Origin of the sequence: Xenorhabdus sp. Sc-CR9 (assembly GCF_963897815.1) — a bacterium.
Classification (GTDB): domain Bacteria; phylum Pseudomonadota; class Gammaproteobacteria; order Enterobacterales; family Enterobacteriaceae; genus Xenorhabdus.
In genome coordinates, this window is the sequence record NZ_CAWQTY010000219.1 from 1 (window position 1) to 15,501 (window position 15,501).

The window sequence follows — 15,501 nt, forward strand, 5'->3', positions numbered from 1 at the left end:
ATCGACGCAGCAGTAAAGTTCTTCTAAATTATACATGCCTGAGGATCTCCACGATTTTGTTTTCTTTAGCAAAAACTTTGATCGTGCCTCAGGCACTTTAGTTCCCTTCTTAAGCGAAGCTCAGGTTAATAAAGGCCGCTATGCCACTTGGACGGGCCATAGTGCTCGTGTGGGCGCGGCGCAAGATATGACGGAAGCAGGTTACGGCCTCGCCCAGATCATGCACGAAGGCACCTGGAAAAAACCCGAAACTGTTTTAGGCTATATCCGGAATATCGAAGCGCAAAAAAGTGTGATGATTGATTTGGTTGAGGGGAATTCACCGGCTGAAAAAAGCTGAATATGACCCAATAAATCGAGGTTATCTTTCCTATCGGGAGATCTTGATAAGAGTGTATACACCCTGATTTACTGCGAGAATCAGTTTATATCACTATCTCAAGAGATAAAGTGTTCGTAATTATTCAGTCAGGCGGAGAATAACAATTCTTCTACGAGACTTCTTTTAATGACCTCGAGTACTACGCTAAATGATTACACAGAATCTAAACTGATACTTTCCAAGTCCTCAATCATATGCTTAATTACCTGCTCCACACACTTGCCATATGCATCAATATCCATATCTATTCTCCCCGATATATACTCGGAATGTTCATCTAAAGTAATTTCAAAACCTGCTCGGCATGTATCATTTGGTAGCAACTGAAGAGCCATCCACTCATTATCGCTTAGTGAGATTCGTGTACCGTCACACTGTGAGTTCCAAGCATTAAACAGCTGAGGGAAAGGGAGTTCATAAGCTACAGTTCGAGGTGAAATACCATCGGGATACAAAGCAGCCGGTTCTATGTCCTGGCGAGCAGACGCTTTGATGACATCACGTTGCAGTCGAATTAGCATACTAGGTATAGACTCGTCTTGCATATGATGAGTCGTGATTGGAACTGTATTCGATAAAGAGCCAACAACCTTGAATTCATCGGAACTTTTTCGATTGATAAACGGAACACCTGTGACAACAGTAGTAACCCCACTGACCACACTGACTGCGCGTTGAAAAATAGAAAATAACAATACAAATGGAGTGACCCGGTGAGCTCTTGCATAAGCCGACACAACACTACGCAATACAGAAGAGCTAAATTTTGCACTCTGCATAGCACCCACTGAGCCATTCGGAGTTTCTCGGATCGCATCAAGACCATATGGTCCTAACCCTGGATAAACTTCAATTCTTTCCTGTAAGCTTATGACTTGTTTTGACACACGAGCATTTACCATATGAGCATATTCTATCCAACACTTAGATACTTTAGACTTACCACAATAGCATTGAACTATGTCTTCAATTAACAAATCAATTGATGCACCATCGCAAGTGTAGGTCCAAAATCCTATCCACACGTGAATTCCTGTATCATCAGTAACTGACGCTATCCTAAGCCCTGGTTCACTAGCCTTTTTCGCTCGGTAAGCCAGAAACACCTCATCCGTTATGCCTGCATGCTTAAAATTCAAGCAATCCCAGAGGGCATTACGTAATGTAGTTTTGTTTGGAGCACGGCCAATAAGTAGATCACCTTCAATATCAAATTGAGCAGCTAAAATAGGATGCTGTGTTAATGTATCAACAATTGCACTAAATATTCGCTCTGATACACATCCTGGAGAAAAGTCGAGCCGTAACGCCCCAGTATAAGCTCTCCCTGTTTGATCTAACATTGCTCCGATCCACTTTTCACGTAGGCTTGCAGTACTAGGTACCACTATGGAAAGCTCATCCGCAAATGAAATTATATAGTTCTGGTGCATAAAAGAACCTAATGTTTAATTTCTGTATTTTCTATATCAAGGACTAATGCACTACGCCTCACCCCAATAAAAATTGCTCCACCAATAAAAATCATTGCGGATAAAGCAAACGCAACTACGAATCCGTTAGATTCAATAGTCGAAACTCCAACACCATCAGTAAAACTAATAGCAACAGCGACTAAAAGTGTCATTCCTCCTACCTGAAACAACTGTTGAATTGTTGTTGCTATTCCTGACCCAGCTCCCGCATCAGATTCGGACAGTCCTGTAGTTGCAAGAGATTGTGCAACCGGGGCAACACAACCAAAACCAATAGACGTGACAAGCATTGCTGGCATCATTCCAACCCAGTAGTTTTGCATAGGTACCCCAGTTGCAAACAATATAAAACCAAAGGCAGAGATAAATAGACCGACAACGGCGGCAGTCTGAGAACTCCACCGTTGGGTAACGAACTGAGATAAAAAAATTCCGGGAAAGAAGCCAAAACAGAATGGTAGCCAAGCGAGACCTGCTTGCAAAGGAGTCATTCCAATATAATCTTGCAGCAATAGGACACCAAGATAAAAAACAGCGCCTGATGTTCCTGCTTGAATTGCAAGAATAGCGTACCCTGTTAATCGTGGCGAACTGGTCATTAACCGGGCAGGAATAATACTATCCTCCGAATGCCTACAACGCTTTAACACTAATGTAACACCAGAAATTCCTAACAAGATCAGCATAATTCGGAGCCATAAAAGCTGCTCGATACCAGAACCGATCACACCAAGCACGGTTATACATACCGCAACCGCTAATATTAGAGCATTACTAAGATCCAACCGAGTAGATATTTGGTTAGAGAATTTTGGTATCACTAATATAGTAGCTATAGCTAGAATTAATATAATTGGTATATTAATTCCGAAAACCCAGCGCCATGAAAGCTGCTCTGTGATTACACCAGATAACAAAACCCCGAGTATTGATCCAAGCCCACCAAGTGCAGCCCAGACTGAAAATGCTTTACTACGATCTGGTCCCGAAGGGAATAACAAAGATATCATTGCTAAACCAGTCGCCGCAGCTAAAGCTTCCCCTATCCCTTGGCCAGCACGACCTATGATCAAGGTAGTGGCGTTAGGAGCAATAGTTGCCACGAAAGAACTCCCCCCGAAAATTACAATACCTACTTGGAATGTACGTAATACTCCATAGGCATCACCTATTCGACCCCCAAGTAATAGTAACGAGCCAGCAGTGATGAGATAGGCATTCACAATCCAAGTCAAAGAGCCATCTGTAAGCCCTAGATCGTGCTTAATCTGTGGTAGTGCCACATTTACTACAGTAGCATCAAGCAGTAATATCAACTGAATAATAGAGATGACACCTAGCGCTTGCCATCTCTTCTTACTTACAGCATCCATAGTTACCTCCTCTAAATTTTAGGGTCAATTTAAGCTGGCTTGATTCCGGTTAATACAGTTCAATTTGTTTTAGGGACTAATACTACACAACTTTACTATTAACTAAATCTAATGAGTTATGAATCATTCTGAGTCCATACTCCGTTCCTATACTTTCAGGATGAAACTGCACGCTTTCTATGGGACGTGTGCGATGACGTACAGCCATGTTCACTATCTCTCCTTTACCTTTAGTATATGCAGTAGCCACTAATTCATTCTCAATTTCAGAATTAATAATAGATAGTGAATGGTAACGAACAACATTAACAGGTGATGGAATATCACGAAAAACACCTTGACCATCATGTTGCACCTGTGAATACTTACCATGTTCCACAGTCGGTGCTCTCATAAGCTTCCAACCAAAATACTCCCCAATTGCTTGGTGACCTAGACAAACCCCAAATATGGCCTGACCTTCACCCACTGAACGAATTATTTCTGGGTAACCATGCTTTTGAGGAGTTCCTGGGCCCGGCCCCAAAACTAAAAGTTGTGGCTTCCACCGTTGAAACTTACTTATTGGATCATCGTTAACACGAACCACTTTCGTCTGTACCCCAGCCATGGAGTAGTACTGTTCAATAACAAATACAAAACTGTCGAAAGCATCCACCAATAATACTTTCATACACTCTTCCCCATTGCCCGAGCAAATGATTTGATCTTAGCACCAGTTTCCTCCCATTCAGCTGATGCTTTTGAATCAGCAACAATACCCGCAGCAGACTGTAATACGTAATGGCCGGAGTTCCCAATAATTGTACGTATCGTCAAAGCAAGAACTCCGCATTTCCCCCCATAAGGTACCCTGCGCATCCAGTGAACAGTCCCCGTGGTATTCCTTCTAACTCCATAATGAGCTCCATTGCGCGAATTTTTGGAGCACCCGTCATTGTTCCTGCAGGGAAATTTGCCGCAATCAGGTCCCATATATCGCAATTATTACGAACCTTAGTTTCAATTGTCGAAACCAAATGGATAAGTGAACCATAGACGTCCTCCTTCATAAACGAAGTTACGTTCACTCCGCCAGGAATAGCGCAACGTGCTAAGTCATTGCGCGCTAGATCCACAAGCATCAGATGCTCAGCTGCTTCTTTAGGGATCTGAGCTAGATGATTGCTTTTCATGTCTTCCAGTGTCATAGTCCCAGCTATAGGGCGAACTTGAGCTATACCATCACGAACACGGATCATAAGTTCCGGACTAGAAGATATTATGTTCTGATTATCAAGAGCCAAATAGTACATATAAGGTGCAGGATTAACCGACGCAAGTCGTTCATACAGGTCTACTGGAGGAATTGTTGAATTCGATATAGCACGACGACAAAGCTGCATCTGATAAATATCACCAGCTCTGATATATTCTTTCGCTCGTTCTACCGCGGAACAAAATGTGTTACGATCTGTTAAATCCCTAATAACTCCCCAATCCCAAGAGTTGGCAGGAGTTCTAACTACCCTTGGTTCGGTGAGTGCTGCAAATAAAACTTGGGTATCTATAATCTCATCTGGACTAAACATCAATACATCAATTTTCGCACCATTCCCTGTGCCATCGTAGCGTATAATATGTCGGTAAACACGGAGCACTACCTCCGGAACTCCTTCTTCAAGAGCCATCCCTGGCAGGTGCTCCACAAAACGAGCTGCACTGTACCCAAGCACTAACATCAACGGGAAGCTATCTGGTAGTGCGATAATTTGTGTCACCTCCCGTAAACGTTTCCATAGAGGCTTATTGTAATCATTCACTACTGATTCACATTCAGCAATATACCTTTCAAAAGGGCTATTGCTCCTGATACTCCAAGTATCATTTACCAGTGTGATTTCAAACAGCAAGTCAAGCATGAACATCGTTTGTGAGCCATCAACAGCCTGAAAGCCTGCCCCAGTTTCAAACAAAGCTGGGTTAGGGTATAAACCAAGCAGTGTCTTACGTACTTGTATTACCGAAGCAGCCTCTGGAACTTCATACTGTTCTATAACCCACGAATGTTTCAATTGTTGTTCTATCATAGCCTTGGATTCCTCTTATCTCGAACACGAGCATGTTTCCAAGAAACATAGGCTCCAGTCTCTGTTCTCGAATCCAATCGATCTACTACATGTAACCTAACTGGAACATTAAAACATTCTTCCATCTGCTTTTGAATTTGAGTAACTGAACGGCTCCCAATATGAGCAATCATAGATATTTCCATCTCATCAGCACCTCTATTTGTCTCCAAAACTGTAACCTGATATCCCCAAACCCGATTAGCAGCCATTAAAACAGTAGATTCGATTGATGAAGGTAGAATCAAGTGACCACCAAGAGTCATAACATCATTAATCCGACCAAATACTTTCAAGCAACGGGAATGGCTACCACATCCGCAAGCCTCTGGTGGTTGAAGACGAGCTAAATCACCTGTACAAAACCGAATTAATGGCTTAGCTCCAGGTACTAGCATCGTTAGACATAATTCTCCTACATCATCATCCAATCCAGGGATTGGGAGAATTTCTGCAAGATAATTTGTCTCTGAAAGATGTAGATTGCCTTTGAAACAACCTGTAGCGATTGCATGTGCTTCTTGTGAGCCGTACAGGCCATGAGTACAGTGTGCATTCCAAATACGAGAAATATTCAAAAGCATTTCAGGCGTACATAATTCTCCAAGAACAAAAATCTGCTCCACTGAAGTTCCTTGAGGATCGATCCCAAGACTTATATAAAGACGAGCTAACGCAAGTGCTATTGCCGGAGAACATATTAGTGAACGTACCCCAAGATCAGTAATAAGTTTGGAAGCTTTATCCAAACCAACTCGTGGGCTTTCTGGCCACAATCGTACAAAAGGAATTCCCAAATTCCGGCAAATCTCACCATAGGTATCCCCAAATGCATACAACTCTGATGGTCCCATGATAGCAGTAAGAGCGTGCATCGTACCGAAAGTTGATTGGTATATATCTGCGATAGCTCTTTGAACGTAGATCCCACTAGTTTCAACATCAATTGATGCTCGCGGACACGGTGTTGGCTGCCCAGTAGTTCCTGTCGTTTCATAATACGTGACTATTTCGTTGAACGGGACACAGCAAACTGTCGTTCCTGCAGAACGAAGGTCATCTTTAGTAGTAAAAGGAATACCGTTAAGAATCTTGAATAAACTCAAAGAACCTTTTCTGGTATCTAGATGGTTGCGATAAAATGATGATTGTTCCGCAACGTACCTCAGTATTTCTTGTGCTCGTACCTCAGTTTTTTGATGTAGACACTGAGGTTTTATTTGCCCATTCAGGAATGCAGTAACATATTCAAGCCATTCCCGATGTAATTGCCTACTAGTCATGACAGACTCCTTTCTGCAATTTGTTCTGCACATTCACGGATTGACTCAGTCAGCATAATACTCTCGAGTGAGATTGAGAGTTCAAGTTTGGACTCTAATTCGATTTTAATCTTCATAGCAGTCAATGAATTACCCCCTAAGTCGAAGAAATTGTCTTCTGGTAATACAATTGATTCGGCAAGTTGGGCTGAAATTACTCGTACAACTTCTCGTAGGATAGTCTGTTGATTTTTAATATTAGGTTCTTTCATGTCATCCCCTAGTACATTACGCAAAGCTATTACATCCACCTTACCGTTTTTTGATAGAGGTAGTTCCATCATGTGCTTAATAGTTTTTGGAATCATATAGGTAGGTAAATGTCGTGTAATTATTTCATTGATTATGGTTTCGCAGTTAGAATTACCAATATAAGCCAATGCAATCTGTTTTGGGTGTCCATCTAGGCCAGGCAATGCCACTGCACATGCTCTAGATACTCCGTCACAAGATTGAGCTACATTCTCGATTTCTCCAAGCTCGATCCTTAGCCCATTAATTTTGATCTGATTATCTATACGCCCAAGTATTTCAATTTCACCATTAGGTAAATAGCGTCCCAAATCTCCTGTACGATACATTCGGCACCCAGTTCTAGGATGGTAAACGAATGCACATCGAGTAAGTTCTGGCTGGCCTATATATCCACGAGCCAACGAAATGTCACTTTCTACCAGCATTTCGCCTGGTACCCAGTCAGGACAATCTGTCCAGTCGTTAGCAATAATGTGATAAGCAGAATTCCGCATAGGTGTACCATAAATAACGGAGCTAACCATGCAGCCTTCACATTCATTAATTTCATGGATAACTGACCAATTTGTGGTCTCAGTCGGCCCACCACACGAAAACATCCGAGCAGAAGGGAAGATTGCTCTCGCTCGTGGTAATAGTGACAATGGGATCCAATCACCAGCCATTACTATATTACTTACTGAGTAAATGATGTATGTTTTGTGAGCAACCTCGGCCACGCGGCATAACAATTCCATGATTGCAGGTACACATGCCCAAAATGTCACTTTATAGCGACGATGTAACCGTAACCAAGTGTCAGGATCTGGTCCAGCTGCTTGCTCAGGCACCACGACTGAGCCACCATGTACTAAGGGACCAAAAATATCGAATACTGACATATCGAAGTGCAAAGCAGCTGTAGCGAGGTGTCTGGTTGAAATATCCAGACCAAAACGTTCAATGACATCGAAGATATGATTGACTACTGCGGCCTCTGGAATTTCAACTCCTTTTGGATTACCAGTAGAACCCGAAGTAAAGATCACATACGGTGAATAATCTTTCCGAATAGGCTCAATCGCAATTCTGGTATTTTGTTGAGTCCAAATGTTAAGGTCTTTGGCAGTACACTCTACTCTATAGATATCTAGGGGTAATATAGCCTCTGGCGATGAAATCACGATTCGCACCCCAGCTTGGGCAAGCATTATATCTATTCGTTCGGGTGGTAGATCAATATCTATAGGAACATACCCGATACCTGCCAGTAAACATCCATAAACAGCAACATACTGCATTACTCCTTTAGGTAACACGATTCCGACAAACCGATCATCAGGAGAACAAAATTTCTGAATTAGAGTATTGAGTTGTGCTGCTGCATTGCCTATTTCACCCCAAGAATATGTTTTATTAGCGTCTATGACTGCTGGTTCATTTGTTCGATTCGAAAGGCACTCCAAAAATAGATCTCGCAAATGAACTTCAGGTACTAATTTCTGCGTTGAGTTAACGGTATTTCGTATAGTAACCTGCGATGATGGTCGTAGGTCGAGCCATGTACATTTCCAAATTTCGGAATCACATGCTAGCTGTTGCAGCAACCTACAAAACGCACCAAACATAGCTTCAATTACATCAGGACGAATAACTCCTGTAAGATAATCCCATTTGAAATATAGAACATTATCTGATTCTCTAACCTGAACATCCAGCGTCACTTGCGGGGTTTGCGACACGCCAAAGACCTCTCGACCTAACCGAGCAGCATCATGTCGTCCAGGATGTCCAAGAAGGCTTGTCAACACTACTGGCATCAATGGTGCACGACCATTTCTCCGTATCCGAGACAGCTCCCGTAATATTTCAACACCAGTAAAAAGCCTATGATCAAGTGCATTCCAGATCGCGTTTTGTAGTTTTTGGCCACGCTTCTCAAGTGTATCGTGAATAATGGGTTCGTAAGGTACAAGTAAAGTGTTAGTGAAATCTCCAACAATTAAGTCAATATCATCACTAACTGGCATTCTATCTGAAACAGGGAAATTCAACGTGAACCGTTCTTCTTCGCTCCAGCAACGTAAAACCTCACACAAGGCCAAAGCTATAACACCTGAGGGGGAAATATTTCGTTCTTGAGCTTGAGCTTTTAATCTATCCCAAAATTCTTGTTCGAGTGTACCTTCATGTCTTTCAAATCTAGGGGATATAGCAGATTCCCCTATTTCAAGCTGCGGTAACCGAGGGGATGACGGCAAGTCTACAATTTTTTGTAACCAATATTCTCGATCAGCGCGATATTGTTCACTTTGAATAATCTTGTGCCTGTGCGCAACATAGTCGAAAAACGACGTTTTAAGTTTTGGTAACTGAGGATTTTCTTCCATGTATAAGTCAATCAAATCAGGAATAATCACCTGAAATATTGACCATGCGTCAGCAATCAACATGTCAATACAGAAATGCACCCTACTTAAGTGCAGGCTAATCTTACTCACTACAAATTTAAATAAAGGCCATTGTGTTGTTCCTATCTCTTCATTCGCCATACGGCGACGCACAAAGTTAATTTTGTTATTTATTTCACTATCTGGAAGACCACTCAAGTCTACATATTCGACTGCCTCACTTCCATTGACTACTCCGATTTGCTGGTAACCACTTTCGTTAATCGTCACTCTTAGCATTGAATGGCGGTCAACTAGCAAACTCACAGCACGTTCAAATCTTTCTTGTTCCAGATCTTCTACTTCCCACTCAAAATATCCTTGGCAGCCGACACCACCATAATCGAAGTCAGATCCACGTCCAATCCACAAAGCTTGCTGGCTCTCATTGAGCGTAAAAGGCTGTAGCTGTTTGTCGCCGGACAGATGTTCAAACGTTGGCAAGTTGCTATCACATGAAGTGTTGCCCAAACGTATAAGATTCAGCAGTACAGGGTTTTCAAGAAAAGAACTCATCTCTATATGAATGCCATATTTACAAGCAAGCTCGCCTACCATTCTCATGGCTCGTAAGGAATCTCCACCAGTGCTAAAGAAATTAGATTCAAGAGTTGCTTGATCACATCCAGTCCAATTCAACCAACAGGAACACAACGTACTTTCAATTTCTGTGTTTGGAGAGAAAATTGTATGCGTCATATCTATCTCAACCGGAGATATCTTCAGCGCACGGTAATCCACTTTACCATTTCGTCCTATTGGCAACACATCAACAACTATTTGATTTGGTTGAGCTGCAGGTTTTAACCTCTTACCAAGATGCTTACGCACTGCATCTACAGCATTCACTCTTGCCGTAACATCTAAGACAAGTTCAAGAAATAGTACTAGCGTTGTTCCAATATCGTTGGTGAAGCAAGTTGCAGCAGCTTTCGCCACCCCAAAAACTTCAAGAGCAGAGATCTCTACTTCTGTTAGATCTACTCTATGTCCACGAATTTTCACGATCGAATCTGACCGTCCCAAAATTTCGACAGTACCATCCAAACTCATCCGTGCTCTATCCCCAGTGATGTATTGCGATGGTGAGGTATTATCGAATATATTCGGCTGGAAAGATTTCCTAGTATCTTCAATGTCGAGATAACCTATAGAGAGAGTTTCTCCGGTAATAACTAATTCTCCAACACAATTCGCTGGGAGTTCTTGGCCTGCACTATCAACTACATACATGTTTGCTCCAGCTACTGCTTGCCCTACAGAAGGCAACAGTGTATGATGTTGAACAGATGATAAATTTTCAATTGATACCACCGCCGCTTCCGCAGAACCATAAACATTAAGTACTTGGTAGCTGAGATTAGGAGGAGGCCATTGCTTACACCTCTCACCAGCAATCAACATTGTGCGCAGGTTTGTTTGCCATTCGCCAACCCAAAATGCTTCAGCAATAGATGTCATCACTAGTGCATGTGTAACATTGTTCTTGATAAACCAAAGCGCCAGCAGCCTTATATCCTGTAAGGTTTCAGGTGAAGGGATACATACTGTTCCACCTGCATATAGTACTGGCAGAGGATCAACTTCAACCATGCCATACCCCGGTGATGTCAACCATGTTCCTCGTGAACTTTCCCCCAGCCCAGCAGATTTGGTAATTGCATCAAGTGTGGCAACCATCCCGCGATAAGATAAACAAACAGCTTTAGGCTGACCTGTCGTCCCAGAGGTACCAGCAATAAAACATTCCTCATTGGCCGTTTCAATCCAATTACCATATTCCCAATCAACCTGTGGCAATTGTTTATTTTCTTTACCTATTTCCAATATAGGGCAGCTTGTAAGATTACGCGCCCTGTCTATCATACTGCCAATAGTCAGCACAGAGTCGGGGCGACATTCCTGAAGAAAGTTATATATCAAATCATCAGGGTTAGCAGGGTCGATCAACACACAAGTTCCGCCCATTCTCTGGGCAGCGATAATTGAAGTCAGATGTTGCCAACCTCGTTCCAGAAAAAGAGCAAGCCGCGGATGCAAACATTGAGGAGATATCTGCTTGCGTACCTGCTGTATTAGCATACCGGAAGAATGCCAAAGTTCGGCATAGGTCAAATTCTTACCATTATTATCATCGACGATTGCTAGGGCTAATGGCCTCATCTGAACATGGTAAAATATATTTTTTATCAATGAATTACGTTCATTAAATTCATATTTTAGATGTGTAGGTAGAGTTTCAGGCATAGGAAGAGCCATGGGATTCAAGATCCGCATACATACAAAGAGTATAATTTTTCGTAAATGTTCACGAGCAGGTTGATCAATACAATCTTTCCTCACAGACAATGTACACCCATCTCTCTTTGCCACAAGCCAAACCAATGATTCCAAAGGTGGAGAATTTTGACCATCAGTTACCTCTATATCAGCATGAAGCAGAACATTTGGTTGCGTTAGCTCTGCTATTTCACGCAACTCTGCAATACGGATATGAATATCAGCAACATCACATAGTTCATTCGTATCAATATCAATATCAATATCAATATAATTTACTGAAATATTAGAGTATATTCCTATAGTTATTTTTCCTTCAGTACTAAGTAAAGAACCTATCATTGCAGCAATAACGATGAGGTTATCGACAGATGCAACTAGTCCATCAGGTAAAATAATTTCCTCTTCTATTCGTTCAATCAATGTCGGCTGCTCTGTGGAACAACATTCAAAAGCATCCCATATTGTCCGAGCAGTACAGGGAAACCTCTCAAATTTCTTTTTACCTAACTGTTTATTATTTAGCTCAGGTCCTGCCAACATCATCTGATTCTTCATGTCACCCAACCTTATCCGTTGTTATTTATTTGTTATTATTACTAGGGTCATAAAATGCTCCGATTCGGTTAGCCCAAATAAAGGCGGCTCCTTGAATGGCTTCTTGTTCCTTGCCTGCAACATTTGAGAGATCAATTTGGATAGAACGTTTGGATCCATTGACTTTCATGCCCCAAGTGGCTACAGCTCGTGCTCCCATTAAGACAACAGGGAGGCCATTTCCCGCTGCATCGTATCCCCTAATTTTATCAAGCCCGAGGCAAATACGTTGTCTTGAACCAGGGGCATACCCCATTACCAACGGATCCCAAGCAGGCAAAAAACGCACATCAGTATTTAGATTCTGAGCTGTTTTGGAAATACACTGTTCAAATAGCTCTTGCCGAGTAATACTTATCCACACTCCATTGCCTATTTCACACGCCATAGAGCTTTCCATAAGCAAACGAGACCTTTCCTTTGAAATTGACAGCCACCAAGCTAAGTCATCGATTGTAACTGGACCATAATGTTTAATGTAACGAGCAGCGATGTCCTGCAATAACCATTCACTGGTTAATAATGTATCATTACTTTGTAGCAACCCATTAGGAGGAGCAGCATATAGCCACCTGTTAGACCAAATATTCGGAGGAGGAATACGAATTAAAACACCGTCGTAAGTGGCAACAGAGACGTACGCACGAGCCTGAGGACCAGTTAATCCAAAAGCATTCCCAATATCTTTCAAGCGGACAGGGGCACTTATAGTAAATTCCGTAAGTTCAGATAATATCTTCCTATAATCTGCCAAAGTAAGACCGACATCACGCAATCGCCACTCATGATTGACCAAAGGTAGGCGTGTAGCACCAAATACTGTTGCAGCCAAAGATTGAGGGAGTAAAAACTTTGAACGTCGCATTCCTGGTATCCGAACTAACTCAGGATCGGCTTCCATAGAAATGACTTTTGTTCGCTCAACATTATTATTGCGAGCCAAGAAAGCTAACCAACTAGTTGGACGATTTGAATATACCCCAATATAAGCCTCAGCTACCTCTTTTACGGTTGCTCGCTCAAAGCGCTCAAAATGTTCTGATATGACCCACTCAGCTAGGAAATTGTTGAGTTGTTTATCCCAGTTAATCTTACTGTGCTTCATTTTCTTTATTTATCTCACTCATTAGAAAGATGTTAGTCACTTAAAATCAAATTAGAGTACAAGACACAAATATCCACAATTAATACAAGAGACATAACAGAACCCATACATTTCATTCCCACTATTAGAAATTATCTACACATATCGAGCTTTGGTGGGACGTAGAATTCACCATTCTCATTCATACGATGACGCTCTCCAGGCTCGAGAACCTGTAGCGCTTTTTGCCCTGTTAGATGTTCGTATTCACGTATAAGTCGAGTCATCGATACCATACGGTCGAGCATTCGACGTAGCATCTCCATTCCCTCTTGATCTCTAAGCACTTCACCTTTTTTGTCACCCATCAAGATGGCTGGAAAACCATACCCAACTAAAATCATTCGATTCAAAAGCGCGCATTGGAGCATCTGGTTGTACACTTCGACATGCCCCATTCGCCGCCCTGTAACCATTACTCCAGCCACCTTGTTAGTTAGTGTTCGGTTATGCCGCAAAAAACCAGTACCAACCCGCTCTAGGAAAGCGGACATTAAAGGTGTTGCACCAAATCCATGTACTGCACATGCGAAAATCACACCGTCACTAGCTTCCATTAAGTGGATTGCACGCGCTGCATCATCATTCTGTATGCAGGGTTCATTACGAAAATTACAATCTCCGCACGCCCCACATGGTTCAATTTTAAATTTGGCTAAAGAGAAAACATCTAGAATAATGTCTTGCTTTTCTAAGTAATCTTTTGCCCATGCTAGAGCCTGTGCATTGTTCCCATCTAGGCGCTCTGATCCATTAATGGCGACATATCTGATTTTATTTGTCATATTTTTTCCCAAAGTGTCCAATTAACCCTAATCAGAATCGACATAACATTTCCTCAACCGGAATCAATTAGTCAGTTGTTTAACACTCCGTGTAACTGATTAAAGGATACATTGTGCATAGTGCTTCTGCCTCTGAACGAAATAGTTCGCATACAGCTGGATTTAGCTCAAACTCATGCTCATCAAGTGGCTTCACTGCCGCCAATATCCTACAAACTAAATCAACAAGTTGGACACATCCTAATTGGTCTATGTAGCGTTGCGCCAAAGATCCCGTGCCGATACGTAATCCACTTGTGACGAATGAAGAACGAGTCTCCCCTAGTACGCGATTCTTGTTAACTATAATTCCACATTGCTCCAAAGCCGATTCAGCAATAGAACCTGTCATAGAGCCATGCAAACGAATCAGAATTGTGTGATTCTCAGTCCTACCCCCTATAATTTCATAGCCATGTTTCTGAAATTCAATTGCCATTGTGTCAGCTGTGATTCGAATTCGTTTCATATAAGCATCAAACTCTGGCGACATTGCATAACCAAAAGCTGCTGCCTTTGCAGCAATCATATTGACGGCTGGAGCTCCTTGCATCCGAGGGAATACTGCTTGTTCCAAAGTACGAGCAAAGGTTGTTTTCAGGCCTGGAACTTTTTCGTTGGCATCACGCCCAGACATAATCAAACCACCGCGGGGTCCTGCAAGCTGTTTGTGAGTACAAGTAGTAGTTACGTGTGCGGCATTGATTGGGCTAGGGTGCCGTCCAGTTGCGACAAGCCCCGCAATGTGCGAAATGTCAGCAAGCAGAATTGATCCTGTTTCATCAGCGATTTTTCTGAACTGCTCGAAATCAACAATCCTTGAATAAGCAGTAGCGCCACAGATAATTATACGAGGGTGATGAATATGGGCTAACCTCCTCACTTCATCATAATCTATAAGCCCTTCTGATGTAGTACCATAACCTATTGATCTGTAATAAGTACCTGAAAATGTAACGGGGCTGCCATGGGTAAGATGCCCTCCATGATCTAGATTCATACCCAACAAAATATCTCCAGGCTCAAGCAAAGCTGAAAGCACCTGATAATTTGCACTTGATGCTGAATGTGACTGAACACCCGCATATTGAGCACCAAATAACTTCTGTGCTCTTCTGATGGCTAAGAACCTATTCAGAATTTTTCCTGCGCAGTAATAGGATAAGAAAGGCCAAATTAACAAACTGAAGGCTGGTATTTAAATAGCGTTCACAGTTTTTCCATAAGCGGCGGCATTTATCCAGCCAGGCAAATGAACGCTCGACCACCCATCGGTTGGGGATAACCTTGAAGGTATGAAGCTCATCACGTT

At 42.2% G+C, this 15,501-nt stretch carries 12 protein-coding genes; 1 reads left to right on the plus strand and 11 read right to left on the minus strand.

Going from position 1 to position 15,501, the window contains the following annotated elements:
• Window positions 1–34: 34 nt before the first annotated feature.
• A complete protein-coding gene (locus AACQ81_RS17370) occupies window positions 35–340 on the plus strand; it encodes a hypothetical protein (protein ID WP_336885691.1) in 306 nt (101 codons plus the stop codon).
• Between the two features lie 194 nt (window positions 341–534).
• Here the strand turns inward: AACQ81_RS17370 and AACQ81_RS17375 are convergent, their stop codons facing one another.
• The 11 genes from AACQ81_RS17375 to AACQ81_RS17425 all read right to left on the minus strand — a co-directional run.
• Window positions 535–1,725, minus strand: a complete 1,191-nt coding sequence (locus AACQ81_RS17375) for a condensation domain-containing protein (protein ID WP_237388088.1) — start codon at window positions 1,723–1,725, stop codon at window positions 535–537.
• 98 nt (window positions 1,726–1,823) lie between these two features.
• Complete coding sequence (locus tag AACQ81_RS17380) at window positions 1,824–3,230, minus strand: MFS transporter (RefSeq protein WP_237388089.1); 1,407 nt, start codon at window positions 3,228–3,230, stop codon at window positions 1,824–1,826.
• An 82-nt stretch (window positions 3,231–3,312) separates the two neighbouring features.
• Window positions 3,313–3,903 (minus strand): anthranilate synthase component II, encoded by a 591-nt coding sequence (locus AACQ81_RS17385; protein WP_237388090.1) that lies wholly within the window; start codon window positions 3,901–3,903, stop codon window positions 3,313–3,315.
• Entirely contained in the window at window positions 3,900–4,049 is a 150-nt protein-coding gene (locus AACQ81_RS17390) for a chorismate-binding protein (protein ID WP_237388091.1), read from the minus strand. The genes AACQ81_RS17385 and AACQ81_RS17390 overlap by 4 nt, the downstream gene beginning before the upstream one ends.
• Window positions 4,046–5,299 carry an anthranilate synthase component I family protein gene (locus tag AACQ81_RS17395; RefSeq protein ID WP_237388092.1) on the minus strand — a complete coding sequence of 418 codons (1,254 nt, stop codon included), beginning with the start codon at window positions 5,297–5,299 and terminating at the stop codon, window positions 4,046–4,048. The genes AACQ81_RS17390 and AACQ81_RS17395 overlap by 4 nt, the downstream gene beginning before the upstream one ends.
• Window positions 5,296–6,621, minus strand: coding sequence for a phenylacetate--CoA ligase family protein (locus AACQ81_RS17400; protein WP_237388093.1), 1,326 nt, complete (start codon window positions 6,619–6,621; stop codon window positions 5,296–5,298). The genes AACQ81_RS17395 and AACQ81_RS17400 overlap by 4 nt, the downstream gene beginning before the upstream one ends.
• A complete protein-coding gene (locus tag AACQ81_RS17405; RefSeq protein ID WP_237388094.1) occupies window positions 6,618–12,182 on the minus strand; it encodes a non-ribosomal peptide synthetase in 5,565 nt (1,854 codons plus the stop codon). The genes AACQ81_RS17400 and AACQ81_RS17405 overlap by 4 nt, the downstream gene beginning before the upstream one ends.
• A gap of 25 nt (window positions 12,183–12,207) precedes the next feature.
• A complete protein-coding gene (locus AACQ81_RS17410) occupies window positions 12,208–13,326 on the minus strand; it encodes a DNA glycosylase AlkZ-like family protein (protein ID WP_237388095.1) in 1,119 nt (372 codons plus the stop codon).
• Window positions 13,327–13,457: 131 nt separating this feature from the next.
• Window positions 13,458–14,150, minus strand: a complete 693-nt coding sequence (locus AACQ81_RS17415) for a flavodoxin family protein (protein ID WP_237388096.1) — start codon at window positions 14,148–14,150, stop codon at window positions 13,458–13,460.
• A gap of 79 nt (window positions 14,151–14,229) precedes the next feature.
• The gene (gene glyA / locus AACQ81_RS17420) at window positions 14,230–15,372 is read right to left on the minus strand and encodes a serine hydroxymethyltransferase (protein WP_237388097.1); all 1,143 of its coding nucleotides are present in this window, start codon (window positions 15,370–15,372) and stop codon (window positions 14,230–14,232) included.
• A partial coding sequence (locus AACQ81_RS17425) for a transposase (RefSeq protein ID WP_237387800.1) occupies window positions 15,320–15,501 on the minus strand: 182 nt, incomplete at its 5' end. The genes glyA and AACQ81_RS17425, both read right to left, overlap by 53 nt.